At 67.3% G+C, this 25102-nt stretch carries 23 protein-coding genes and 1 tRNA gene; 11 read left to right on the top strand and 13 right to left on the bottom strand.

Annotation, left to right across the window (positions count from 1 at the left end; all coding sequences use genetic code 11):
- Positions 1-142 precede the first annotated feature (142 nt).
- Both HLH34_RS05105 and HLH34_RS05100 read right to left on the bottom strand, forming a co-directional pair.
- Complete coding sequence (locus HLH34_RS05105; protein WP_183118513.1) at positions 143-1546, bottom strand: M20/M25/M40 family metallo-hydrolase; 1404 nt, start codon at positions 1544-1546, stop codon at positions 143-145.
- 82 nt (positions 1547-1628) lie between these two features.
- Positions 1629-2513: a LysR family transcriptional regulator gene (locus tag HLH34_RS05100; protein ID WP_183118512.1), complete on the bottom strand. Its 885-nt coding sequence runs from the start codon at positions 2511-2513 to the stop codon at positions 1629-1631.
- A gap of 127 nt (positions 2514-2640) precedes the next feature.
- Between HLH34_RS05100 and HLH34_RS05095 the strand changes: the two genes are divergently transcribed.
- On the top strand, positions 2641-3741 hold the full coding sequence (locus tag HLH34_RS05095) for an alkene reductase (RefSeq protein WP_183118511.1): 1101 nt from the start codon (positions 2641-2643) through the stop codon (positions 3739-3741).
- An 87-nt stretch (positions 3742-3828) separates the two neighbouring features.
- On the opposite strand, the gene HLH34_RS05090 is transcribed toward HLH34_RS05095, so the two are convergent.
- Positions 3829-4356, bottom strand: a complete 528-nt coding sequence (locus HLH34_RS05090) for a GNAT family N-acetyltransferase (protein ID WP_183118510.1) — start codon at positions 4354-4356, stop codon at positions 3829-3831.
- A 243-nt stretch (positions 4357-4599) separates the two neighbouring features.
- Here HLH34_RS05090 and HLH34_RS05085 point away from each other — a divergent pair, with 243 nt between their 5' ends.
- A complete protein-coding gene (locus HLH34_RS05085; protein WP_183118509.1) occupies positions 4600-5076 on the top strand; it encodes a DoxX family protein in 477 nt (158 codons plus the stop codon).
- Positions 5077-5243: 167 nt separating this feature from the next.
- Positions 5244-5438: a hypothetical protein gene (locus HLH34_RS05080; protein ID WP_183118508.1), complete on the top strand. Its 195-nt coding sequence runs from the start codon at positions 5244-5246 to the stop codon at positions 5436-5438.
- A 181-nt stretch (positions 5439-5619) separates the two neighbouring features.
- Here the strand turns inward: HLH34_RS05080 and HLH34_RS05075 are convergent.
- The 6 genes from HLH34_RS05075 to mnmE form a co-directional block, all read right to left on the bottom strand.
- Positions 5620-5695: transfer RNA gene (locus HLH34_RS05075), tRNA-Lys, on the bottom strand.
- Positions 5696-5793: 98 nt separating this feature from the next.
- Entirely contained in the window at positions 5794-6681 is an 888-nt protein-coding gene (locus tag HLH34_RS05070; RefSeq protein ID WP_183118507.1) for a ParB/RepB/Spo0J family partition protein, read from the bottom strand.
- Complete coding sequence (locus HLH34_RS05065; protein WP_304608204.1) at positions 6678-7523, bottom strand: ParA family protein; 846 nt, start codon at positions 7521-7523, stop codon at positions 6678-6680. The genes HLH34_RS05070 and HLH34_RS05065 overlap by 4 nt, the downstream gene beginning before the upstream one ends.
- Positions 7486-8124: a 16S rRNA (guanine(527)-N(7))-methyltransferase RsmG gene (rsmG, locus tag HLH34_RS05060; protein ID WP_244959687.1), complete on the bottom strand. Its 639-nt coding sequence runs from the start codon at positions 8122-8124 to the stop codon at positions 7486-7488. The genes HLH34_RS05065 and rsmG overlap by 38 nt, the downstream gene beginning before the upstream one ends.
- Positions 8124-9986 (bottom strand): tRNA uridine-5-carboxymethylaminomethyl(34) synthesis enzyme MnmG, encoded by a 1863-nt coding sequence (gene mnmG, locus HLH34_RS05055; protein WP_183118505.1) that lies wholly within the window; start codon positions 9984-9986, stop codon positions 8124-8126. Before mnmG ends, rsmG begins: the two co-directional genes overlap by 1 nt.
- A 16-nt stretch (positions 9987-10002) precedes the next feature.
- Positions 10003-11310, bottom strand: coding sequence for a tRNA uridine-5-carboxymethylaminomethyl(34) synthesis GTPase MnmE (gene mnmE, locus HLH34_RS05050; RefSeq protein ID WP_183118504.1), 1308 nt, complete (start codon positions 11308-11310; stop codon positions 10003-10005).
- Positions 11311-11483: 173 nt separating this feature from the next.
- On the opposite strand from mnmE, the gene HLH34_RS05045 reads away from it, so the two are divergent.
- Positions 11484-11945, top strand: coding sequence for a methylated-DNA--[protein]-cysteine S-methyltransferase (locus tag HLH34_RS05045; protein ID WP_183118503.1), 462 nt, complete (start codon positions 11484-11486; stop codon positions 11943-11945).
- A gap of 29 nt (positions 11946-11974) precedes the next feature.
- On the top strand, positions 11975-12946 hold the full coding sequence (locus HLH34_RS05040; RefSeq protein ID WP_183118502.1) for a quinone oxidoreductase family protein: 972 nt from the start codon (positions 11975-11977) through the stop codon (positions 12944-12946).
- A 147-nt stretch (positions 12947-13093) separates the two neighbouring features.
- On the opposite strand, the gene HLH34_RS05035 is transcribed toward HLH34_RS05040, so the two are convergent.
- Together HLH34_RS05035 and nikR are read right to left on the bottom strand one after the other, a co-directional pair.
- The gene (locus HLH34_RS05035; protein ID WP_183118501.1) at positions 13094-13720 is read right to left on the bottom strand and encodes a YitT family protein; all 627 of its coding nucleotides are present in this window, start codon (positions 13718-13720) and stop codon (positions 13094-13096) included.
- Between the two features lie 144 nt (positions 13721-13864).
- A complete protein-coding gene (nikR, locus tag HLH34_RS05030) occupies positions 13865-14278 on the bottom strand; it encodes a nickel-responsive transcriptional regulator NikR (protein ID WP_183118500.1) in 414 nt (137 codons plus the stop codon).
- Between the two features lie 132 nt (positions 14279-14410).
- Here nikR and HLH34_RS05025 point away from each other — a divergent pair, with 132 nt between their 5' ends.
- Entirely contained in the window at positions 14411-16576 is a 2166-nt protein-coding gene (locus HLH34_RS05025) for a TonB-dependent receptor (protein ID WP_220792039.1), read from the top strand.
- A gap of 191 nt (positions 16577-16767) precedes the next feature.
- Here HLH34_RS05025 and rho read toward each other — a convergent pair whose 3' ends face one another.
- Both rho and HLH34_RS05015 read right to left on the bottom strand, forming a co-directional pair.
- Positions 16768-18069 (bottom strand): transcription termination factor Rho, encoded by a 1302-nt coding sequence (gene rho, locus HLH34_RS05020; RefSeq protein ID WP_182944386.1) that lies wholly within the window; start codon positions 18067-18069, stop codon positions 16768-16770.
- Between the two features lie 257 nt (positions 18070-18326).
- Complete coding sequence (locus HLH34_RS05015) at positions 18327-19298, bottom strand: magnesium transporter CorA family protein (protein WP_183118498.1); 972 nt, start codon at positions 19296-19298, stop codon at positions 18327-18329.
- Positions 19299-19552: 254 nt separating this feature from the next.
- On the opposite strand from HLH34_RS05015, the gene trpB reads away from it, so the two are divergent.
- From trpB to HLH34_RS04990, 5 genes are all read left to right on the top strand, one after another.
- Positions 19553-20806 (top strand): tryptophan synthase subunit beta, encoded by a 1254-nt coding sequence (gene trpB / locus HLH34_RS05010; RefSeq protein WP_183118667.1) that lies wholly within the window; start codon positions 19553-19555, stop codon positions 20804-20806.
- On the top strand, positions 20803-21639 hold the full coding sequence (trpA, locus tag HLH34_RS05005) for a tryptophan synthase subunit alpha (RefSeq protein WP_183118497.1): 837 nt from the start codon (positions 20803-20805) through the stop codon (positions 21637-21639). Before trpB ends, trpA begins: the two co-directional genes overlap by 4 nt.
- A 134-nt stretch (positions 21640-21773) precedes the next feature.
- A complete protein-coding gene (accD, locus tag HLH34_RS05000) occupies positions 21774-22649 on the top strand; it encodes an acetyl-CoA carboxylase, carboxyltransferase subunit beta (RefSeq protein ID WP_183118496.1) in 876 nt (291 codons plus the stop codon).
- Between the two features lie 11 nt (positions 22650-22660).
- On the top strand, positions 22661-23977 hold the full coding sequence (locus tag HLH34_RS04995; RefSeq protein WP_183118495.1) for a bifunctional folylpolyglutamate synthase/dihydrofolate synthase: 1317 nt from the start codon (positions 22661-22663) through the stop codon (positions 23975-23977).
- Positions 23978-24094: 117 nt separating this feature from the next.
- Positions 24095-25060 carry a nucleoside hydrolase gene (locus HLH34_RS04990; protein WP_183118494.1) on the top strand — a complete coding sequence of 322 codons (966 nt, stop codon included), beginning with the start codon at positions 24095-24097 and terminating at the stop codon, positions 25058-25060.
- The last annotated feature ends 42 nt before the right edge of the window (positions 25061-25102 follow it).

Raw genomic sequence — 25102 nt, 5'->3', positions numbered from 1 at the left:
TTCTGAATGGAGTTTTCGGGAAGATCGGGGCTCTGCCCGAACCCCCCAAAGGGCATTGCCCTTTGGAAACCCGGTCGTCTTATCCATGATCGGGGTCCAGGGCCTCGGGCCCTGGTGGGTTCGGGCAAAGCCCGTTGTCTTCCTAGTGCGACAGGCTGGTGAACAGCGACCGGTAGTAATCGATCGCCAGCGGGATGCCTGCGATCGGCGTGCGCTCGTTCAGGCCGTGGCTGAAATTCTCGGACTCCTTGAGGAAGAGCGCGCTTGCGCCATAGCTGGGTACGTGCCGATTGCGAAACCACATGCTGTCGCTGGCGCCCGAGGACATGCTGGGAAATACCGGAACCCCCGGATAGGTCGCGTTCAGGGCCTTGTCCACGGCCGCGATGAAATCGGGGCGCATGGGTGAGGCATCGGTGGCGACCGATCCTGCGCTGACGTCGGTGAAATGGACGTTCGGGTCGGCGGCGACTTTCTCCAGTTCCGCCATGATGGCGGCGCGGGGATGGCCGGGGAAGATGCGGCAATTGATATTGGCGGTCGCGCGTTGCGGCAACGCATTGAGCGCATGGCCACCGTTGACCATGGTCACGACGCAGGTGGTGCCGATCTTGCCGATCATGGACGGGTCGGCCGTCAGGGTGGCGATGGCCTTCCTGTCGGCAGGGTTCGCGGCAAAGGCGCGCATCGCGATGCCGATTTTCGCCGGTTCCCATTTTGCGGCGCTCAGGAAATAGCCGCGGGTCAGATCGTTCAGTTCCGGCTTGAACTGATAGTGCTGGATCCGCAGCAGTGCCGCGGCAAGCTGGTCGATCGCATTTTCGGCGCGCGGTTCCGAGGAATGGCCCCCCGGATTGGTGACCGTCATTTCAAAATCGGCGTAGGTCTTCTCGGCCCCCGTCCAGGTGAAATAATCGGGCTTGCCGGTATGTTCGTCCAGGACGCCGCCGCCGCTGTCGATATTGAGCACGAGGTCGGCATTCACCAGCTTGTCGGCGATGATGGCGCTGGTCTTCATCGCCGTTTCCTCGTCGCCCGAGAATTCGATGATGATGTCGCGGCGGGGCTTGTACCCTTCGCGTTTCAGTTCGCCCAGCGAGGCGATGGCCAGCGTGCCGTCCAGCTTCATGTCCGTGGCGCCTCGGCCGAACAGATAGCCGTTTTCGACCACCGGCTTGAACGGATCGCGCTGCCAGTCGGCCGGCTTGGCTTCCACTACGTCCATGTGCCCGGAAATGACCAGCGGCTTCAGCGACGGATCGCTTCCCGACCAGCGTGCGATCAGATAGGCCGTGTCATCGACCGGCGTGATCGTGATGTCCCGATCGGCAAAGCCGCCCGCAACCAGCGCCGCCTTGTAGAGTGCCGCGACCTGGGACGTCTGGTTTCCCGGCCCGGCGACCGACCGCAGCGCGATGGCCTTTTCCGCGAGGTCGAGCGCCTGGGCGTCGGCCTGGGGATGTTCCATGGGGGCCGCATGGGCGCCCCCCGCCATCGTCGCCGTCATCGTCGCCGCCATCGCCATGGCGGTTATCGCTACTCGCATCGAAACCGTCTCCTGTCCAATGCGCCAGAGTAACGTCATTTGGGTGACATACGCCAGTGAGGGGCGAACCGGCACGCTGCGTTCAGGATGGTGCCAGAAGGGTACTGACGAAATCCGTAAAGGCGCGGGCTTTCGCGCTGGTCAGCCGGGCCGCGGGAAAGACCGCCCACAGGTCGATCGGCGGCAGCGTCCACTCTTCCAGCACACGCGCGACGCGGCCATGTTCCAGTTCCGGCGCGAACATCCAGTCGGAGGCGATGGTCAGTCCCAGATCGGCCAGGGTCGCGGCCCGGATGCCCTCGGCGGCGCTGAGACGCAGGCGGCCGCGCAGCGTCACGGGGCAGTCGCGCGTTCCCTGCCGGAACGTCCAGGCGGTGCCCCGGCCCTGGGTGTAGATCAGGGCGTCATGCCGTTCGAGGTCGCCCGGCGTGCGCGGCCGGCCGGCACGATCGAAATAGGCCGGCGTCGCGATGACCGACCGCCGTCCCCGCGCGATCTGGCGGGCGACGAGGCTGGTGTCCTCCATCGGGCCGACGCGCAGGCACATGTCGATCCCTTCCGCCACCAGATCCACGCGCCGGTCGTCCAGCACGATCTCCAGATCCAGGTCCGGGTGGGCGGACAGGAAGCCGCCCAGATGCGGGATGATGTTCTGGCGCGCGAAGGTGGTCGGCGCGGATATGCGCAGCCGCCCGCCCAGCCCCGCGCCGCTGCCGCGTGCCGCGCGTTCGGCCGCGTCGGCTTCCTCCAGCGCCCGGGTGGCGGCCTCGACATAGCGCAGCCCGGCCTCGGTCGGTGTCAGGCCGTGGGTCGAGCGCAGCAGCAGCCGGACGCCCAGATGCTGTTCCAGCAGCGCCACCGCCTTGGACACCGCCGGCTGGCCCACGTTCAACTGCCGGGCGGCCGCCGAGAACGAACCCGTTTCGACGACCCGCACGAGGTACGTCATGGCCTGGAGACGATCCATGGTTATTCCTTTTGGGAATGAACGTTAGGTCTGCCGGCCGTCTGCCGCCTTGGCAAGAGAATAGGCATGGTCCTGTCCAGCGGCGGAGCCCTTGGGGCGGTTCGCCGGATCGACAAGGACGAATTCGATGTCTCAGCTTCTGTTCACGCCGACGCGGGTCGGCCCGGCCTCCCTTCTGCATCGCGTCGTGATGGCGCCGCTGACGCGGATGCGCTCCAGCCCCGGCAACCTGCCGAACGATCTGATGCGGGACTATTACCGCCAGCGCACTACCGAAGGCGGCTTGCTGATTACCGAGGCGACGCCCGTGTCGGTGAAGGGATACGGGTTCGAGCGTGCGCCGGGGATCTATGATGATGCGCAGATTGCCGGCTGGCGGCGCATTACCGACGCGGTGCATGCCAGGGGTGGTCGGATGTTCCAGCAATTATGGCATGTGGGCCGGCAATCGGCGCGGGCGCTGCAGCCGAACGGCGAGGCCCCGGTGGCGCCGTCCGCGATCCGGGCCGATGGCCAGGCCTGGACGCTGCAGGGGCCGATCCCCTTCGACATGCCCCGGGCGCTGGAACGGCATGAAATCCCGCTGATCGTCGAGGAGTACCGTCGCGGGGCGGAACGCGCACTGGCGGCCGGGTTCGATGGGGTGGAAATCCACGGCGCGAACGGCTACCTGCCCGACCAGTTCCTGCAGGACGGCACCAACCGGCGCACCGACGACTATGGCGGGCCGATCGAGAACCGCGCGCGCTTCCTGCTGGAGGTCACGCAGGCCGCCATCGACATCTGGGGGGCGGACCGCGTGGGGGTCCGGCTGACGCCAAGCGGCGCCTACGGGTCGATGGCCGACAGCGACCGTCACGCGACATTCGGCCATGTCGCCGCGGCGCTGGACCGTATGGGGACGGCCTATCTGCACATCGTGCAGCCGCGGATCGGCGGGGATGCCGAGCCCGATCCCGTGGACGCGGGGGTGCTGCGCCGCAGCTTTTCGCGCACGATCATTGCGGCGGGCGGTTTTTCCCGTGACAGCGCCGAGGCCGTCCTGGCGTCGGGCGATGCGGACCTGGTGGCCTTCGGCCGGTCGTTCATCGCCAATCCGGACCTTCCGGCGCGGCTGCGCGAAGGATGGACGCTGAACCGCTATGATCGCGCCAGCTTCTATGGTGGGGATGCGCGCGGATACACGGATTATCCGTTTCATACGGCTTCGGAACGGGTGGCCTCGTAAAAGCCTCGTAAAAGAGGCAAAGGAAGGTCGGGCGCTGCCCGAACCCGGCAAGGGCCTCGGCCCTTGCATCCCATTCGTTGGTTTCGATCAGGAATCGCGGTTCAACGGGCAGTCATGCCACCCCGATCGTGACAGGGCGTATTCATGCTCGGTACTGGATGCGCCTTTGAAATAATCCGCGCCCTTGACGGTTCCGATGCGACGAAAGCCGAACTTTTCGACCAGGCCGATGGATCCTTCGTTGCGTGTGTCGATGAGGGCGGCGATGTTTTCGACGCCGTCGGTCGAAAACAGCCGGCATATCGTTGCCTGGAGCGCGGCGGTCGCGAGGCCCTGTCGCCAGAAGCTGGGAAAGATCTGATGGCCGATCAGCGCCCCGTCGCCCTGAATCGTCGCCTGGATATACCCGGCTGCGCGTCCGTCGTCTGCACGCCGGACGACCCAGTTCAGCCACTGCTGTGTCACGTCCGGCGACCGGCCCGCCGCCTGCCGCGTATAGCGCGACCGTAATGCCGCCATCGTGTCCGGCGGGTCATCGGAAAGGAAACGGTAGGCGGCGGGATCGGACAGCCCGTCGAACATTTCCAGCGCATGTTCGGGGCACAATGCGTCCAATTTTATCCTGTGACCGGGCATTCCCCGATGAGGAACGAGAAAGGCGAAAGAGGCAACCGTCCCGCAGGTCGGGGCGGCCGTTCGGACGCCGGAGTTCATATAAAAAATAGAAACAAACAGTTTATATTGTTTCTATTTTTCCGGAGCAGGCAGGACGATACGGTTCCAGACAGACAGCCGCGATGACCGCAGCATGTGCGGGCCTGCCCGGTCCGAATAGCACAGAAACTGAAAGAGTATGCCATGTTCACGATGAATGCATTTTCGCGCGATACGCTCCTTCTGGTCGCCCGAATCCTTCTGGCGACATTGTTCCTGGTCATGGGCTGGGGGAAATTGAGCGATTTCGGCGGTGCCGTCGCTTATATGGCGCAGACCCGTGCCCCGTTTCCGGAACTGGCGGCGGTTCTTGCGACGCTGACGGAACTGGGGATCGGGCTGGCCCTCGTGGCCGGGGTGCTGACCACGCCGCTGGCCCTGATTCTGGCGGGCTATACGTTGGTGACCGGCCTGATCGGCCATCCGTTCTGGGCCATGTCCGGCATGCCGCGCTATGACAACATGATCCATTTCTACAAGAATATCAGCATTATCGGTGGTCTGCTGGCGTTAGCCGCCGCCGGACCGGGCCGCTTCGCCCTGACCGCGGGCCGGCGGGTCGGAACCCATGCACCGGGGGCCATCGCGTCTGCGGGTGTGCGTCCCGGTGCGATCGGGTGATGCCTCTCGTGACCTGATGACGGCTATTCGTTTCAGGAAGAGACTGCCAAGGGTATTCAGATGCCGCCAATGAGGGGGCAAGCGCCGTCTTCGTCCCTTTCCCGGCTGTCGCTGGCCTATCCCTCCCGGCGTGGCGTAGAAAGGGTCTTGGAAGCGGGAAGTGAGCGATGACAGGCTACAGGAACGAGAACGACGACGCGGTACGGGCGCAACTCCAGATTCTAATTTCCGAATTGCAGGCCGACGTCGAGAAAATGGCAGTCCTGCTGGACCAGACGCAGGCCAGTGATGACGTGAAGCACCTGATGGCGAGCATTGCCGATCGGCTCGACGGGGTGGCTGATCTGGCGGATCAGAGGTAGCGGCTGGGCGGATCTGCGCGCCGCGCAGATTTATCCCCTGATTGTTTCGATACGATCCGCGGTCAGACGCGCGACTGTCGTTGCGATCGACCCCTCATGCGTGCATGGCGACCCTGAGAGGGTCGCAGGCTTGCGCCTTTTTGGGGCTACAGCAGGAAATAATGAATTTATGAGGGCTCCATGGTGGGCGCACAAGGACTCGAACCTTGGACCCGCTGATTAAGAGTCAGCTGCTCTACCAACTGAGCTATGCGCCCATGGAGTTGGCCCTTTCGGGTGACGCGCTTCTAACAGCGCACCACCAGGAGGGCAAGGGGTTTTGTTGAAAAAAATCCCCCTGTTTCCAGACGGTCCATCAGCCATTCAGGCGGGCCAGCACCGCATCGAACTGGTCCAGCGAATGATAGAGGATGCGGATCGATCCCCCCTTCCCGTCGAAGGCGATCTGCACCTTCAGGCCCAGACGCGCCGACAGGTCGCGTTCCAGCACCTGGATTTCCGGGTCCTTGCGTTCGGCGGCGGCGGGTGCGGGCTTTTGCGCCTGGCGGGTGGTCTTCTGGATCAGGGCCTCGGTCTGGCGGACGTTCAGGCCCTGGTCCAGGACGATCTTCAGCGCCGCCACCGGGTCGGGGTGGGCCAGCAGGGCGCGGGCGTGGCCGGCGGTCAGCTCGCCATTGCGCAGGGCGTTGCGTACCGCCCCGGGCAGATTCAGCAGCCGGACCATGTTGGCGACATGCGACCGCGATTTGCCCAGGGCGCCGGCCAGTTCGTCCTGCGTCAGGCGATAATCCTGCAACAGCCGTTGCAGGCCCTCGGCTTCCTCGATCGCGTTCAGGTCGGCGCGTTGCAGGTTTTCGACCAGGGCGGCGGCCATGGCGTCGCCGTCGTCCAGCGTGCGGATATGCACCGGGACGTCGTGCAGCGCGGCCATCTGTGCCGCGCGCCATCGCCGTTCGCCCGCGATGATCTGAAAGACGTTCTCGCGCTCGGGGTGCGGGCGGACCAGGATCGGTTGCAGGATGCCGCGCGTGCGGATCGAATCCGCCAGCTCGCTCAAGGCCTCGGGTTCCATGACCTGACGCGGTTGGAACGGGCCGGGTTCCAGCAGATCGACCGGCAGGGTGCCGGCCCGGTCGTCGGTCGCCTTGCCCGACACGCGGGCAATGGCGGGGGCCTGGTCGCCTAGCAGCGCCGCCAGCCCCCGGCCCAGACGCGGGCGGGCCTGATCCTTCTTCGTGCTCATGCCCGGGCGGCCTTCCGTTTGGGTTTGCTGATGCCCATCCGGGCCACCACTTCGTTGGCCATGGCCAGATAGGCCATCGCGCCGCTGGATTTCGGGTCGTAGGTCATGGCCGGGCGGCCATGGCTCTGGGCCTCGGAAATACGGATGTTGCGCGGGATCAGGGTGTCCATCACCTGGTCACCGAAGAAGCCGCGCGCGTCGGCGGCCACCAGTTCCGACAGGTTGTTGCGCCGGTCGTACATGGTCAGCACGATGCCCGCGACATGCAGGTCGGAATTGAAGGCACGGCGGATGCGATCGACCGTGCGGACCAACTGGCTGATGCCTTCCAGCGCGAAGAATTCGCATTGCAGGGGCACGATGACCCCGTCGGCCGCGACCAGGGCGTTCAGGGTCAGCAGGCCCAGGCTGGGCGGGCAGTCGATCAGGATGACATCGAACCCCTGCCCCGCCCGCGCGATGGCGTCGCGCAGCCGGAATTCCCGCCGGTCCTGCATGACCAGTTCCAGCTCCGCGCCGGCCAGTTCGGTATCCGCCGCCACGATCGACAGGTTCGGAATTTCGGTGGCCTGGATCAGATCGTCCGGTGGGGTTTCGTCCATCAGCAGGGCGTAGGTGCCAAGCCGGCGGGCGTCATAGCCGACGCCCAGCCCGGTCGAGGCATTGCCCTGCGGATCGATGTCGATCAGCAGGACCGAAAAGCCCTGCTCGGCCAACCCTGCGGCCAGGTTGATCGCCGTCGTGGTTTTGCCGACGCCGCCCTTCTGGTTCGCGAGGGCAAGAATACGAGGAGCGCGCACGGCGTCATGGACCCGCTGCACGTTCTTCTGAGTGTCTGACACGCCTGATATCGCCCAATCTTAGAATGGTACCGTCCGCGTTGGTGCGGCTTGGTAATCGGGATATGGCCATGTGCCAGTCGGCAGCGGCCGAGGTCAACTCATCCTCGACGTTTCTGCCCTTCAGGAACAGACAAAATCCGTCGGGGCTCAGGAAACGGGTGGCCCAGTCCAGCAATTGCGGCAATGCGGCCAGCGCGCGGGCGGTGACGACCTGCACCGGCGCGATGTCCGCCCGTTCGATCCGCTGGGCCACGATGGTCGCGCGCACGCCCACCAGGCGTGCGGCCTCGCGCAGGAAGGCGGCCTTGCGGACGTCGGATTCGATCAGGGTCACGTCGGCGTCGGTCGCCATGGCGACGATCAGGCCGGGGAAGCCCCCGCCCGACCCCATGTCCGCCAGCCGGACCCCGGGCGGGATCAGGCCGGCCAACTGCAGGCTGTCGGCGATGTGGCGGTCCCACAGATGGGGCAGATCGCGGGGGGACACCAGATTGATGCGCCCGTTCCACCTGGTCAGGATCTCGGCGAACAGGTCCAGCCGGCGGCGCAGTTCGGGCGACGGCGCGGCCTCGCCTGCGGGGTTCGGTTTCACGTGAAACATCATGCCACCTGCCGTAGGTGCGACAACAGCGCCACCAGCGCCGAGGGCGTGACACCGGGAATGCGCTGCGCCGCGCTGAAGCTGGCCGGGCGGGCGGCGGCAAGACGTTCCTGCATTTCGGTGCTCAGCCCGCCGATGCGGCGATAATCGAGGTCATGGGGCAGCGCGATGCGCGTGTCGGCCTCCAACTGCCGGATCTCGCGCGCCTGGCGGGATAGGTAGCCGCTATAGCGCGCTTCGGTTTCCACATGGCGGCGAACGCGGGCCGGCAGGTCGGCGAACCAGGGGGCGACCCGGTCGATGGCATCGGGCGCCGCCGCCGTGGCCAGCACGTCCAGCAGGGTACGCCGTCGCCCGTCGGCCGAGACCGGGACGCCGGCCTGGTTCAACGTATCCGGCAGGAAATTTTCGCTGGCCGCGCGTTGCATCGCGCCGTCGATGGCATCGCGGTCGGCCTGAAAAAGGCGTGCCCGCTCGGCCCCGATGCAGCCCCATTCCAGCCCTCGCCCGGTCAGGCGCAGGTCGGCATTGTCGGCCCGCAGGCTCAGCCGGTATTCGGCGCGCGAGGTGAACATGCGATAGGGTTCGGAAACCCCTTGCGTGGTCAGGTCGTCGATCATGACGCCGATATAGGCCGCCCCCCGGTCGATGCTGACGGGTGCCGACCCGCCGACGCGGCGGGCCGCGTTCACGCCGGCCAGCAGGCCCTGGGCGCCGGCTTCCTCATACCCCGTGGTGCCGTTGACCTGTCCCGCCAGGAACAGGCCCGGCAGGGCGGCCAGCTCCAGGCCGGGCGTCAGCTGGCGCGGGTCGACGAAATCATATTCCACCGCGTAGCCGGGCCGCACGATGGTGCAGTGTTCCAGTCCGGGGATGGAGCGGATCATCTGGGCCTGCACGTCGGCCGGCAGGCTGGTGGAAATGCCGTTCGGGTAGACCAGATCGCCGCCCGGATTGCCCGGCAGGGCTTCGGGCTCCAGGAAGATCTGGTGGCTGTCGCGTTCGGCGAAGCGGACCACCTTGTCCTCGATGGATGGGCAATAGCGCGGCCCCCGCCCCGCGATAGCCCCGCCATAGACCGCCGACAGATGCAGATGCGCGCGGATCAGCTCGTGCGTGCGGGCCGTGGTGGCGGTGATCCGGCAGGACAGTTGCGGGTTGCCAAGGGAGGTAGTCAGCCGGCTGAACGGTTCGGGCACCGCATCGCCCCGGTCTTCCGCCAGAGCGTCCCAGTCGATGGTCGCGCGGTCCAGGCGCGCGGGCGTGCCGGTCTTCAGCCGCCCCATCGTCAGGCCCAGCACCTGCAGGCGCTGACCCAGGGCCTGGGCCGGCGCCTCGCCCACCCGCCCGGCGGGGGTGCTATCATGGCCGATATGGATCATGCCGCGCAGGAAAGTCCCCGCCGTCAGCACCACGGCGCCGGCGCGTAACTGCCGCCCGTCCTCGCACACCACGCCGGCCACGTGGCCGGCGGCATCCACGATCAGATCGCCGGCGGCCCCTTCCGCGATGTCCAGGTTCGGGGTTTCGGCCAGCAGGTCGCGGATGGCCTGGCGATAGAGCGACCGGTCGGCCTGGGCGCGCGGCCCGTGCACCGCCGGCCCTTTCGATCGGTTCAGCAGCTTGAAATGGATGCCGGCCCGGTCGGCCGCCCGGCCCATCAGCCCGTCCAGCGCGTCGATCTCGCGCACCAGATGGCCCTTGCCGATGCCGCCGATCGCCGGGTTGCACGACATGGCGCCGATGGTCTCCAGCCGGTGCGTCAGCAGCAAGGTGCGCGCCCCGCTGCGCGCGGCGGCGGCGGCGGCTTCGCACCCCGCGTGGCCGCCCCCGATGACGATGACGTCGTGCTGGCCCTTCACCCGAGAATTCCTTTTCCTACTTGCCGATGCAGAACTGGCCGAAGACCGTGTCCAGCACCTCCTCGACGCCGACCGCGCCGGTCAGGCGGCCCAGCGCCCGCATGGCCTGGCGCATGTCTTCGCCGCGCATCTCCGGCCAGTCCATATCCAGTGCGGTGGCCAGATGGGAAGCTGTTTCTTCGATCGCCGCGCGATGGCGCGCCCGGGTCAGCGGCGGGCCGGCCGACGCCGCCGTCAACGCCCGTGCCTGCTCGGCCAGGGCGGCGCGCAATACATCCATGCCACGGTCCTGATGGATGCTGATGCCAATGGTGCCGCCGGGCGCCGGCCCCAGATCGATCTTGTTGCGGACCAGGATCGCCCCCTGGGGCACATCGGCCGGCGGCGCGTCGCCGTCGAACATCGCGATCACGCAGTCGGCGTGTTTCACGTGAAACAACGCCCGGCGCACCCCCTCGGCCTCGATTTCGTCCTGGGTGTCGCGCAGGCCGGCGGTGTCGATCAGGGTCACCGGCACTTCGCCCAGCACCACCCGCACCTCGATCGCGTCGCGCGTGGTGCCGGCGATGGATGACACGATGGCGGCCTCGCGCTCGGCCAGCGCGTTCAGCAGGCTCGATTTCCCGACATTGGGCGCACCGACGATCGCGAACGTCAGGCCCCGCCGCAGCTTCTCGCCGCGTCCGCCGTCGTCCAGATGGGCCTGCATCTCGCATCGCAGGGCAGCCAGATCGCCCAGCAGCGCCTGTTCGATCTCAGGCGGCAGGTCTTCGTCGGGAAAGTCGATCAACGCTTCCTGATGCGCCAGCAGAACCCGCAGGCGGGCCGCCCACCCATCATACAGGCGGCTCAGCCTGCCGTCCGACTGGTCCAGCGCCTGACGGCGCTGGGCTTCGGTCTCGGCCGCGATCAGGTCGGCGATCCCTTCGGCCTCGACCAGATCCAGCCGGCCTCCGGCAAAGGCGCGGCGGGTGAATTCCCCCGGTTCGGCCGGGCGTGCCCCCAGCGCCACCAGGGCGTCGGACACGGCCGCGATCACCGCGGGGCCGGCATGCAGGTGCAGTTCCGCGCTGTCCTCGCCGGTATAGCTGCGCGGCGCGGGGAACCACAGCACCAGCGCCCGGTCCAGCAGGACGGGGCCGGACGGATCGTCGCGGCGCCACAGGCCGCGCAGCGATGCCTGCCGGGGCGCGGGCAGCGTGCCGCACAGGGCGCGCAGAATGTCGTCGCACCCTGCCCCGCTCAGGCGCATGACCGCGATCGCCGCCCGTCCGGCGCCGGTGGCCAGTGCGAAGATCGGTGGGTGTCCTGCCAATGCCGTCATGGGGTATGCGTCCGTCCCTGCCCTGTTCGTGGGGCCACCGTGGGCCGGCGATCCCGTGCTATCCTCTTGCATGTGGCGTCATCCGGCGGAAGAGTACAGAGTCACCGTCGCGGCGGATATGGGTTCGTCGGGCACGGATGGATGACGCAGGGCCAAGGGCCAGGGACAACGGAATGCCGCAACTCTCGATACACTCGCCGCTGGGCGACCTGACCTTGTCGGAAGACGACGGCGCGATCGTGGCGCTGGACTGGGGCTGGGGCCGCGACCAGGACGAGACGCCCCTGCTGCGCACCGTCCGCGATCGTCTGGACGCCTATTTCGACAGCGGGGCCGATCCGTTCGCCGACCTGCCGCTGGCGCCGTACGGCACGGCCTACCAGCAGAGGGTGTGGCAGGCCCTACGCGCCATTCCGGTGGGCCAGACGCGGACCTATCGCGATATCGCGCTGCTGGCCGGCGGGTCGCCCCGTTCGGTCGGGCAGGCCAACAGCGTCAATCCCATCCCGATCCTGATCCCCTGTCACCGCGTCGTCGCCGTCCAGGGCCTGGGCGGCTATTCGGGCGATGGCGGCCTGGACGACAAGCTGTTCCTGCTGGGGCTGGAGGGGGCCGCCGTTCCGGCCCTGGCGTAGACGCAACAAGAACCTACGGAGAAAACGCGATGTTCAGGGCAATTCGCATCCATGACTACGGCGGCCCCGAGGTTCTGAAGCTGGAAGCGCTGCCCACGCCCGTCCCCGGGCCCGGGGAAATCCTGATCCGGCAGGAGGCGATGGGGGTCAATTTCATCGACACCTATTTCCGCAAGGGCCTGTACAAGCTGCCGACCCTGCCGGCGGTCCTGGGCATGGAAGGCGCGGGCGTGATCGAAGCCGTCGGCGCCGACGTCACCGACATGGTCCCCGGTGACCGCGTCGCCTACCCCACGGCCCTGGGCGGCTATGCCGAAGTCCGGACCATCGCGGCCGATCGTGTCGTGCCCCTGCCGCCCTTCATATCGTCGGAGGTCGCGGCGGGCGTCATGCTGCGCGGGCTGACGGTGCACGCCCTGCTGCGCGAGGTGTACGACGTCAAACCGGGCGAGACGATCCTGGTCCATGCCGCGGCCGGCGGGGTCGGGTTGCTGATGTGCCAATGGGGGCGGCATCTGGGCGCGCGGGTCATCGGCGTGGTCTCGACCGAGGAAAAGGCCGAACTGGCCCTGCAGAACGGCGCGGCCGACGTGCTGGTCGGCCATGACAATCTGCCCGCGCGCGTGCGCAAGCTGACGGACGGGGCGATGGTGCCGGTGGTCTATGACAGCATTGGCAAGGATACGTTCGTGGCCAGCCTGGATTGCCTGGCGCCGCGCGGGCTGATGGTCAGCTACGGCAACGCGTCCGGCGAGGTCACGGGCGTATCGGTGGGAATGCTGGCCACGCGCGGCAGCCTGTACCTGACCCGCCCGGGGCTGACGACCTACATTGCCCAGCGTTCGGCCCTGCTGAAGGGGGCCGAGGAACTGTTCGGCCTGATCGGCCAGGGTGTGCTGTCGGTGCGGATCGGCCAGCGCTTTGCCCTGGCCGACGCCGCGGATGCCCACCGCGCCCTGGAAGCGCGGGTGACGACCGGCAGTACGATCCTGCTGCCGTGATCGGTGAAGTCGGGCTTTGTCCGAACCCACCCGTTATCCAGATTCGGGGGCCTGAGGCCCTGGACCCCGATCAGGGGTGAAACGACCGGGTTTTCAAAGGGCGATGCCCTTTGGCGGGTTTCAGGGCAGCGCCCTGAGGCGGCGCCCTCAATAGCCCGTATAGCGGCCCGGCCGGTGCCAGGTGAACAGGATGCCGTGGATGGCCAGCACGCTGCAACTCGACCAGATCAGGCCGGCCGCGCCCAGCAGCAGGCCCGAAACCGTCAGGATCACCACGTCGAACGCCATCGACACCAGGCCTGCATTCCACCCCCGCTGCCGGTAGAGCCACAGCGCCAGAACGCCGGTCCCGCCGACGCCCGCACCGTGCCGGGCCAGGGCCAGAATTCCCATACCGATCGCCGTCCCGCCCGCCACCGCCGCGAAGGCCGGATGCACCCAAGCGATATGGATGGCCCGCGCGGTCACGAATGACGACAGCGAGATCAGGATATTCACCAGAAACGATTTCAGGGCGAAAACCCGGCTCATCGCCCGGGCGGCAAACAGGAAGAACGGCAGATTGACCAGGGTGAACAGCAAGCCCACCGGCAGGTGCACCGTATAGGACAGCAGCAGCGCGATCCCGGCCGTGCCTGCCGTGACCAGGCCCGCCGTCTTCAACAGCAGCAGCCCCAGGACGATCAGCGTGCAGCCCACGATCAGCGCATAGACATCCTCGGCCCGGGTATGGGGGCGGGGCGGTGTGATGCCCGGATTCGACGCGTCTGCCATGGATGGTCTGTCACCTTTATCATCGTGCACCCCGTGGGGGACGCCGCCGCATGGAGTACTGCATGCCCGCGCCATTTTCCATGGTCATCGGGCGTCATGGCCCGTCCGCTTCCGGGTGGGGCAGTCCGGAGGCCAGGCCTCTGGCTATCGGTCGGGTTGTGCCGCAAGGGGAATGACGTGCAGATTGGCGTGGTGGACGCCGCGCTGGGTCGTGATCGTGTCCGAAAGCTTTTGAAGCGCCGAGGCCGGCCCCCGCAGGACCGTCGTTTCCAGACAACGATCATGGTCGAGGTGGATATGCATGCTCGCCACCGACAGGTGGTGATGCGCGTGCAACTCATGCGTGAGGCGCTGGGCGAGCGACCGCGTCTCATGGTCGTAGACGTAATCCAGCACGGCCACGCAGACGCCGTTGCGCGACAGCACATCCTCGCGCGACGCCGCGTCGCGGATCATGTCGCGGATGGCTTCCGAGCGGCTGGCATAGCCGCGCCGGGCCATGACGCCGTCCACGATCGCCAGCAATTCCGCATCGATCGTGATCGTAATGCGCTCCATTCCCCTCGCCTCCCTGTCAGTCGCGCTTACGCGGTATGACGTATTCAAATATTAGTATGATAATGCCAAAAACTGGCGCCCAGGCCGTTCGCGCCTGTCCCCCGCGTCTGGATGAAAGGCCCGAAGCGTTCCATGAAGTCCCTGCGTCCGATCGTGGGTGTCGGTCTTCTCCATGTCGTTCTGACATCCTCCGCGCTGGCCGCACAAGAGACGCCTGCCCCTGCGGGCAACCGCCCCGCACCACGGCAGACCACGCCCGCCGCCACAAAGAGCAGCGTGGACGAAACCATCACCGTGACCGCCTCCCGCCTCAACCTGCTGGGGGGCGCGGTCTCCGCGGCCCAGGGCACCATCACGCGGGAGGAACTCCAGCTCCGCCCCGCCTATCGCGTGGGACAGCTTCTGGAAGCGGTGCCGGGACTGGTCGTCACCGCCCATTCCGGCGAAGGCAAGGCCAACCAGTTCCTCATGCGCGGCTTCAATCTCGACCATGGCACGGATCTCGCCAGCTTCGTGGACGATATCCCGATCAACGAGGTCACTCATGCCCATGGGCAAGGCTATACGGACCTCAACTTCCTGATCCCCGAACTGCTCGGCTCGATCGATTACACCAAGGGGCCGTTCAACGCCACGACGGGCGATTTCGGCGTGGCGGGATCGGACCGCGTCCATCTGGTCGATGACATGCCCACTACGATCAGCGGCAGCGGCGGGACGTTGGGCGACGCGCGATTCTTCACCGGCGGGACCGCGCATTTTCCCAACAAGGACCGTCTGGTCGGCGCTTTCGAGATCGACCACGCGGACGGTCCGTGGACGTATCCCGACAATTTCCGCGCGATCAAATCCGCCGCGCGCTACGTCCATGGCACTGCGACCAACGGGTTCGACCTGACCGGCATGTATTACCGTGGGCAATGGCGGGCGACGAACGATCAGCCGCTTGAAGCGATTCAGCACCATCTCATCAGCAGATTCGGCTCGCTCGATCCCAGCGATGGCGGCTTCACCGAGCGCTATAGCCTCTCGGGCCATTACCGGCTGGGCGGCGACCGCCGGAAATGGGTCACGAGCTTCTTTGCCGATCACAGCCGCCTCGCGCTGTGGAACAACTTCACCCATTATCTGGTCGATCCCGTCGATGGCGACCAGTTCGGGCAGGACGAGACCCGGACCAAGGTCGGGGGGACGGCCAGCTACATGCGGACAGACCTGGTCGGTGCCCTCCGGACCGAGACCGTCTTCGGCCTCGACGGGCGCTATGACACGATCTTTATCGACCGTCGGCATACGCGCCAACGTGTGGTCCTGCCCACCTGCCCGGACAGCCCCTATGGCGGCGGGCTGTATGTCTGCAACGCAGACAACGTTCAGGAAGGGCGGGTGGCGGGCTATGTGCAGAACACGACGCACTGGCTGCCCTGGCTGCGCACCGTCGTGGGCCTGCGCGAGGAATATTATCACGGCGCCGACCACAGCCTCGTCACAGGCTATTTCGGCCGCGTCGGGCAGACACTCTTCCAGCCCAAGGGCAGCCTGATCTTCGGCCCCTGGCAGAAGACGGAACTCTATCTCAGCGCCGGACGCGGCTTCCATTCCAACGATTTGCGCGGCGTCGTCGGCACGTTCTCGGGCGATCGCTTCCTGGCCGGGTCCGTGCTCGCCCCGCTCATGACAAAGGCGGTCTCGGAGGAGATCGGCATCCGCTCGACGCCGCTGCGCCGCCTCAACACGCAACTCGCCTTCTGGCGGATCGATTTCGATTCCGAACTGATGTACGACGCCGACGAGGGCGTGAACGAGGCCGGGCCGCCAAGCCGCCGGCAGGGCGTCGAGTTCTCGGCCCAGTACAACCCGCTGTCCTGGGTCGAACTCAACACCGATATCGCCTATTCCCATGCCCGCTACCGGACGCATGATCCCGAATATTACGGGATCGGCGGCACTTATGTCGCCAACGCTCCCAACTTCATCTGGTCCTTCGGCGTACTTCTCGACAACAAGGGGCCGTGGTTCGGCGGCCTGCAGGTGCGCTGGCTGGGCGGGTATCCTCTGCTGGAAGACAATAGCCTGCGCGCAAAGGGCTATCGCGAGGTCAATCTGGATGCCGGCTATCGTTTCTCCAAGCGGCTGAAGCTGACCGTCTCGATCTTCAACCTCACCAACTCGCACGATAATGCCATCGAATATGGCTATGACTACCGCATCACGCCGATGGCGCAGGCCATCACAGGCGCGACCGTCCACCCTCTGGAGCCGATCTCGGCGCGCTTCGCGCTGACCCTCACTCTGTAAGCCACGTCCGGTATGATTTGAATGACGATGATGGGTGCGGGCGGCACGCTGGGAAGACGCACGCGTCATTGACGCCATGCAGGCCTGTTCGACTGGGGGCTGCCCCAATCACCGTTTTTACATCGCCCATGAAAAAACCCCGGTACCGTCATCCGGTACCGGGGTCTTTCCGTGCGGCGTGGATCTGCCGGTCAGGTATTCATCGCGTCGAAGAAATCGCGGTTGGTCTTGCTGTACTTCAGCTTGTCCAGCAGGAAATCCATCGCATCCATCGTCCCCATCGGGGCCAGGATGCGGCGCAGGACCCACATCTTCGACAGTTCGGACCGTTCGACCAGAAGCTCTTCCTTGCGGGTGCCGCTCTTGGTGATGTCGATGGCGGGGAAGGTGCGCTTGTCGGCCAGCTTGCGGTCGAGGATGAGTTCCGAGTTACCGGTACCCTTGAATTCCTCGAAGATGACCTCGTCCATGCGGCTGCCGGTGTCGATCAGCGCGGTGGCGATGATCGTCAGCGATCCGCCTTCCTCGATATTGCGGGCCGCGCCGAAGAAGCGCTTGGGCCGCTGCAGGGCGTTGGCGTCCACGCCGCCGGTCAGCACCTTGCCCGACGAGGGCACGACGGTGTTGTAGGCGCGGGCCAGGCGGGTGATGGAATCCAGCAGGATGACGACATCACGCTTGTGCTCGACCAGGCGCTTGGCCTTTTCCAGCACCATCTCGGTCACCTGGACGTGACGGGTCGCCGGTTCGTCGAAGGTCGAGGACACGACCTCGCCCCGGACCGAGCGTGCCATGTCCGTGACTTCTTCCGGCCGTTCGTCGATCAGCAGGACGATCAGGAAGACTTCGGGGTGGTTGGCGGAAATCGACGAGGCGATGCTTTGCAGCATCACGGTCTTGCCGGTGCGCGGCGGGGCCACGATAAGGGCGCGCTGGCCCATGCCGATCGGCGAGACCAGGTCGATGACGCGGGGGGTGAAATCCTTGGTCTGGCCCTTGCTGCCCTTGGTGCCCTTTTCGGGTTCACCGCCGACGGCGTTGGCCTCGACCTCCATCTTCAGCCGGCGCTCGGGGTAGAGGGGCGTCAGATTGTCGAAATTGATCCGGTGGCGGACGGCCTCGGGCGGCTCGAAATTGATCGTGTTGACCTTGAGCAGCGCGAAATACCGTTCGCCGTCGCGCGGGGCGCGGATCTGCCCCTCGACGGTGTCGCCGGTCCGCAGGCCGAAACGCCGCACCTGGCTGGGCGAGATATAAATATCGTCCGGGCCCGGCAGGTAGTTGGCTTCCGGCGAGCGCAGGAAACCGAAGCCGTCGGGCAGGATTTCCAGCGTGCCCTCGCCATGGATCGCCTGATCATTGTCGGCAAGGGTCTTGAGGATGGCGAACAACATGTCCTGCTTGCGCAGGGACGACGCGTTTTCGATTTGCAGGCTTTCGGCGTAGGCCAGAAGGTCTGCGGGCGTTTTGGCCTTGAGTTCGGCGAGATGCATTCACGATGCCTTGAATGGGCAGGTCACGATCGGGGAGAGAACAGGTTGACCCGAAGGAAGGTGCATGGACACCTGCCGAATGACCGGACAAACCGGAAACTGGTCAACATCGTTCCAGACGGAGGGGGCGCGTGACGGGTGAAGTTCGTCAGCGATGACTGCGACAGTAGGGATGCCCGTCCGAAAGGTCAAGGCCGGCGCGGGCGCGGGCGTTCACGCCTGCGCGCGGCCCCTTCGTTGGGCCGCCCCCCATGAAATCAGCGGCCTGGACCCAGCCATCCCCGCTTCCAGAACCACAACAGCGGCACGATGACCGTCGCCGCCATCAGCGCCAGCGAATACCAGTAGCCGTAGCGCCAGCCCAGTTCGGGAATATCGTGGAAATTCATGCCGTAGATCCCGGCCACCAGCGTCGGGGCGACGCCGATGAAGCTGACGACGGTCAGGATCTTCATGCCGTTATTCTGTTCGATGCTGATAAAGCCCAGCGTGGCGTCCAGCAGGAACTGTACCTTGTTCGACGTCTGGGACACGAAATCGTTCAGCGACCCGATATCCCGCGCGACGGTGGCCAGGCGGGCGCGCAGCCGTTCGGACAGATCGTGCTTCTTGTTCTCGCTGACGAAGATCGCGATCCGCTCCATCCCCAGCAGGCTGTCGCGCACCGACGAGGCCAGGTCGCCGGATCGCCCGACCCGCCGCAGCAGCGTGCGCAGGATCATGTCGCCCTTCCCCGCGCTGGGCTGGTCGGCCCGGAACACCTCGCGCGACAGGGTGTCCAGCGACTGCCCCAGATGTTCCAGGATGTCGGCCAGCCGGTCCACGACCGCTTCCATCAGCAGAACCGAGACCTCGTCGCCGCTCAGCTTGTCCTGGCGGTCGGCGATCTGGCGGGCCACCAGGTCGAACGCCGAGTACGCGGTGAAGCGGATCGTCAGCAGCCGGTCGCGCGACAGGATGAAGCCGACGGGCGAGACGAAGAAATTGTCCTGCATCCGCCGGACCAGCGGCGTGGACAGATAGACGGCCTCGTCTTCCATGAACAGGCGCGACGAACTTTCGATTTCCTCCAGGTCGTCGCGGGTCGGGATGCGCTGGCCGGTGATGCGGGCGGCCAGGGCCTGCTCGTCGGGGGTCGGGTCCAGCAGGTCCAGCCAGGGGGTGTTGGCTGCGTCGGCCTCGCCCGTGATGGTCTGCGCGGGCGCGCCGGGCCTGTGCGCAAGAAACATGCCGTCCTTATCCCTCCGGTTCCGGTCAAACCCAGGGCCAGACCCCGGAGCCAGGCCAAGATATCCGGTGCCGTGGCGCGCCTGTCAAATGACGCCGGGCCGGGCATCGGGGCATGGGGACGGTACAGGAGACTGGTAATTTTCCGGCACTCGGTCCAGAACACGCTACGCCGCCGCGTGGGGCGCACCGGCGGACGGCGGGGATTCCCGCCCGTATCCGAAGGCTTCTGGAGAACGACGTGAGCGCAGCAGACATGCAGGAGACGCAGCCCGACGGGACACCGGCAGGGGACGCGCCGGCCAGGCCCAACAGCCTGCGCAGCGGGCCGGACGCACGGGGCCGCTTCGGTATCTTCGGCGGCCGCTTCGTGGCCGAGACGCTGATGCCGCTGGTGCTGGAACTGGACCAGGCCTATGCCGAAGCCAAGGCCGACCCGGCCTTCCGGCGCGAGCTGGACTATTACCTCAAGGATTACGTCGGCCGTCCCAGCCCGCTGTGGTTCGCCCATCGCCTGACGCAGGAACTGGGCGGCGCCAAGATCTACATGAAGCGCGAGGAGCTGAACCACACCGGTTCGCACAAGCTCAACAACGTCATGGGCCAGATCCTGCTGGCCCGCCGCATGGGCCGCACCCGCATCGTCGCCGAGACCGGCGCCGGCCAGCACGGGGTCGCCACCGCCACGGTCTGCGCCCTGTTCGGCATGAAATGCGTCATCTACATGGGCGCCACCGACGTCGAGCGGCAGAAGCCCAACGTGTTCCGCATGCGCCTGCTGGGCGCCGAGGTCGTGCCCGTGACATCGGGCGCCGGCACGCTGAAGGACGCGATGAACGAGGCGATGCGCGACTGGGTCACCAATGTCCGCGACACCTATTTCCTGGTCGGCACGGTGGCGGGGCCGCACCCCTATCCCGAGATGGTCCGCGACTTCCAGTCGGTGATCGGCGAGGAAACGCGCCAGCAGATGCATGCGGCCGAGGGCCGCCTGCCCGACATCATCGTGGCGGCCATCGGCGGCGGGTCCAACGCCATGGGCATCTTCCACCCGTTCCTCGACGATGCGTCGGTGCGCCTGATCGGCGTCGAGGCCGCCGGCCGGGGCCTGGACAGCGGCGAGACCGCGGCCTCGATCCTGCGGGGGCGGCCGGGCGTGCTGCACGGCAACCGCACCTACCTGCTGCAGGATGCCGACGGCCAGATCGACGAAGCCCATTCCATCAGCGCCGGCCTGGATTATCCGGGCATCGGGCCGGAACATTCCTGGCTGCACGAGATCGGGCGGGCCGAATATGTCGGCGCGACCGACGACGAGGCCCTGGCGGCCTTCCAGCTCTGCACCCGCACCGAGGGCATCATCCCGGCGCTGGAATGTTCGCACGCGCTGGCGCATGTGGCCAGGATCGCGCCCACCCTGGACCCCGAAACCCTGATCGTGCTGAACGTGTCTGGCCGGGGCGACAAGGATATCTTCACCGTCGCCGCACATCTGGGAGTGACATTGTGAGCCGCCCCTCAAGCCGTATCGCCCGGCGCTTCGCCGCGCTGAAGGAGCAGGGACGCGGCGCCCTCATTCCCTACCTGCAGGCCTGCGACCCCGATTACGACACCTCGCTGGCGCTGCTGCGCGCCATGCCCGGGGCCGGCGCCGACCTGATCGAGATCGGGGTGCCCTTCAGCGACCCCAGCGCCGACGGGCCCATCATCCAGGCCGCCGCACGCCGGGGCCTGAAGGGGGGCTCCACCGTGGCAAAGGTGCTGGAGATGGTCGGCCGCTTTCGCGAAGGCGATTCCGACACCCCCATCGTGCTGATGGGCTATCTGAACCCGATCGGGGCCTACGGGCCGGAGCGGTTCTGCGCCGACGCGGCACGGGCCGGAGTGGACGGGCTGATTATCGTCGACCTGCCGCCCGAGGAGGCCGACCTGCTGGAAGGCCCGGCCGCCGCCAAAGGGCTGGACATCGTGCGGCTGGTGGCCCCCACCACGACGGATGCGCGCCTGCCGGTGGTCTTCGACCATGCCTCGGGCTTCGTCTATTACGTCAGCATCACCGGCGTCACCGGCACGCGCACCGCCAGCAGCGACGAACTGGCCGCCGCCCTGCCGCGCCTGCGGGCGGCGACCGACCTGCCGGTGGCCATCGGGTTCGGCATCCGCACGCCCGACCAGGCGGCGGCGGCGGTGCGGGTCGCCGACGCGGCGGTCGTGGCCTCGGCCCTGCTCGCCACGCTGGAAGACACGCTGGACGAAGACGGGCGCGCCACCGCCGACACGCTGCCCCGCGTGCTGGCGCAACTGGGCGACCTGTCCCACGCGGTGCGCGCCGCGCGGGGCTGAGCGGCCGCCCCCCGACGACCCTGAGGCGGCCCCCGGGGCCGTCCTTACCGACGGCAGATCTGGCGTTCCCGGCCCCCACCCTGTAATGAGGCAGGTTTCGGGGGCGATCGCGCCCTGCGTCATGGAGAGATGTGATGAGCTGGCTGACCGAGTACGTCCGCCCCAAGATCCGCGGTCTGCTCAAGCGCGAGGTGCCGGACAATCTGTGGACCAACTGCGAATCCTGCAGCCAGATGGTTCTGGTCAAGGATCTGCACAAGGCGATGAATGTCTGCCCGCATTGCGGTCATCACATGCGCGCCTCGGTGGCCGAACGGTTCGGCTGGACCTTCGACGACGGCGCCTACACGCAGATCGACCTGCCCAAGGTGGCGGTCGATCCACTGTCGTTCCGCGACCGCAAACGCTACACCGAGCGCCTGAAGGACGAGCGCGCGAAGTCGCAGCTGGACGAATCCATGGCCGTGGCGCACGGCAAGATCGGCGGTCATGACGCCGTCGTGGCGGTGATGGCGTTCGAATTCATCGCCGGCACCATGGGCGCCGCCCTGGGCGAGGCCTTCGTGGCGGCGGCGCGGCTGGCGGTGCTGCAGAAGGCGCCGCTGGTGGTCTTCACCGCCTCGGGCGGGGCGCGCATGCAGGAAGGCATGATCAGCCTGATGCAGATGCCGCGCACCACGGCGGCGGTGCAGATGCTGCGCGAGGCCGGGCTGCCGTATCTGGTGGTGCTGACCAACCCGACGACCGGCGGCGTCACCGCCTCCTTCGCCATGCTGGGCGACGTGCAGATCAGCGAACCCAACGCCCTGATCGGCTTCGCCGGCCAGCGCGTGATCGAGGACACGGTGCGCGAGAAGCTGCCCGAGGGGTTCCAGCGCGCGGAATACCTGCTGGATCACGGCATGGTGGACATGGTCGTCAAGCGCCCCGAACTGCCCGAAATGCTGGGCCGCCTGATTGGCCTGCTGAACCATCGGCAGATCGCGTCCGCCCTGCGTCCGGCGGCCTGACCCGCGCCGCCATGTCCACAGGTGGGGCCACGCTGGGGCCGGAATTCGTCGGGCGCGCCGGGGCCGTCCTGGAACGGCTGAACCGGCTCTATCCCGCGCTGATCGACCTGTCGCTCGGCCGGCTGGAAGGGTTGCTGGCGCGGCTGGGCCACCCCGAGCAACACCTGCCGCCGGTGATCCATGTCGCCGGTACCAACGGCAAGGGCAGCACCTGCGCCACCCTGCGCGCCATCGGCGAGGCGGCGGGCTGGCGCGTGCATGTCATGACGTCACCGCATCTGGTCGATGTCACCGAACGCTTCCGCGTCGCCGGGCGCATCGTGTCGACCGACGAACTGGTCGCGGTGCTGGAGGAGGTCGAGCGCGTCAATGACGGGGCGCCGATCACGGTGTTCGAGGTCCTGACCGCTGCCGGGTTCGTGCTGTTCGCCCGTCATCCGGCCGATCTGGCGGTGATCGAGGTCGGGCTGGGCGGGCGCTTCGACGCCACCAACGTGCTGGCGCGGCCCGCCGCCTGCGCGATCGCGTCGATTTCCATGGATCACGAGGCGTTCCTGGGCGACAGCCTGGCCGTCATCGCGGGCGAGAAGGCCGGCATCATGAAGCCCGGCGTACCCGTCGTGACCGGCCGGCAGGCAGCCGAGGCCATGGCCGTGCTGCGCGAGACCGCCGCGCGGCAAGGCGCGCGCCTGCTGGTACGCGACGAGGACTGGACGATCGAACCCGTGGCGGGCGGCCTGCGCTATGCCGACGCGCAGGGGGCGCTGGACCTGCCGCCGCCCTCGCTGGCGGGCACGCATCAGATCGACAATGCCGGCCTGGCCGTCGCGGCGCTGCGGGCCGGCGGGCTGCCGGTGCCCGAGGCGGGCTGGGCCGGGATCGCCCGCACGACATGGCCCGCCCGCCTGCAACGCCTGACCGGGGACCTGGCCGCGATGCTGCCGCCGGGATGGGAACTGTGGCTGGACGGCGGGCACAATCCCGGCGCGGGCCAGGCGCTGGCGGATATGCTGGGGCGCTGGGCGGACCGGCCGGTCCATCTGGTGGTCGGCATGAAGCAGACCAAGGACGCTTCGGGCTTCCTGTCGCCGATGCTGCCGCATGCCGCCAGCGTCCAGGCGGTGGCCGAACCCGGTCAGCATCTGGCCCTGCCGGTCGAGGCCATCATCGCCGCGTCGGCGGGCCGGGCGACCCCCGGGCCGACGGTGCGCGACGCACTGGCGCGGCTGGCCGAGGGGGCATCGGGGCCGCCGGCCCGGGTCGTGATCTGCGGCAGCCTGTATCTGGCCGGGGTGGCGCTGGCGCAGGACGGGTGGACCGCCAGTTAAGTTTGGGGCGCTGCCCCAAGCCCCGGCAAAGGGCGGTCGCCCTTTGCAAACCCAGGGTTCAAGTCCGGGCGTGAAGGGGGCGACTGCCCCCTGCATGACGTCAGAAAGGGGATCATTTTGCCGCGATACAAAGTCATCTTCGACACCGATCCGGGCGTGGACGACGCCATGGCGCTGCGCTTCCTGACGCGCCGTCCGGAATTCGACCTGCTGGCGATCACCACCGTGCACGGCAACCTCGACGTCGATACCGTCACCCGCAACGCGCTGTGGCTGGCCGACTGGATGGGCCTGGCCGCGCCGGTCGCGCGCGGGGCGGCGACGCCGCTGGATCGGCCTGCCGGCCTGGGGGCGCCGCATGTCCATGGCGCGAACGGCATCGGCGACCTGACGCTGCCCCAGAGCATGGCGCGCGCGTCCGACCCGCGGCCGGCCTGGCAGGTGATCGTCGATCTGGTACGGGCGCATCCGGGCGAGGTCACCCTGATCGCCGTGGGTCCGCTGACCAATCTGGCGCTGGCCCTGCGCCACGATCCGGCGATCGCCGGCCTGGTCGCCGGGGTCAGCATCATGGGCGGCGCGTTCGGCACGCGCGGCCATGCCGGCAACATGACCCCGGTGGCCGAGGCCAATATCCTGGCGGACCCCGAGGCCGCCGACGCCGTGCTGACGGCGGCATGGCCTGTCACGCTGCTGGGCCTGGACGTCACGCAGCAGGTCGTGATGGATGCGGCCTATCTGGACCGGCTGGGCGCGCAGGGCGGCACGGATGGGACGTTCCTGCGCGCGGTGTCGCGGTTCTACCAGGATTTCCACGAACGCACGCGCGGGCTGGCGGGGATTTTCGCCCATGACAGCCTGGCGGTGATCAACGTGATCGCCCCGGAATTGTTCACCCGGCGGCGCGGACCCGTACGGGTGGTGTGCGGCGGCATCGCCGACGGCCAGACCATCCAGAAGCCCGAGGGCGCCCTCTGCCCGCCCTCGCCCGCCTGGGACCCTTACCCGTCCCAGTCGGTGGCGGTCGATGTGGACACCGCCGCCGTGCTGGCCCTGTACGCGGACACGTTCCTGGCCTCTTGACGACTGGATTTCAAAGGCGTCGCCTTTGATGGGGTTCAAGGG

The organism is Gluconacetobacter azotocaptans, from assembly GCF_014174355.1.
Taxonomy (GTDB): Bacteria; Pseudomonadota; Alphaproteobacteria; order Acetobacterales; family Acetobacteraceae; genus Gluconacetobacter; species Gluconacetobacter azotocaptans.
The sequence above is the reverse complement of the archived record's forward strand: the minus strand, read 5'-3'. Positions and strand labels throughout refer to the sequence as shown.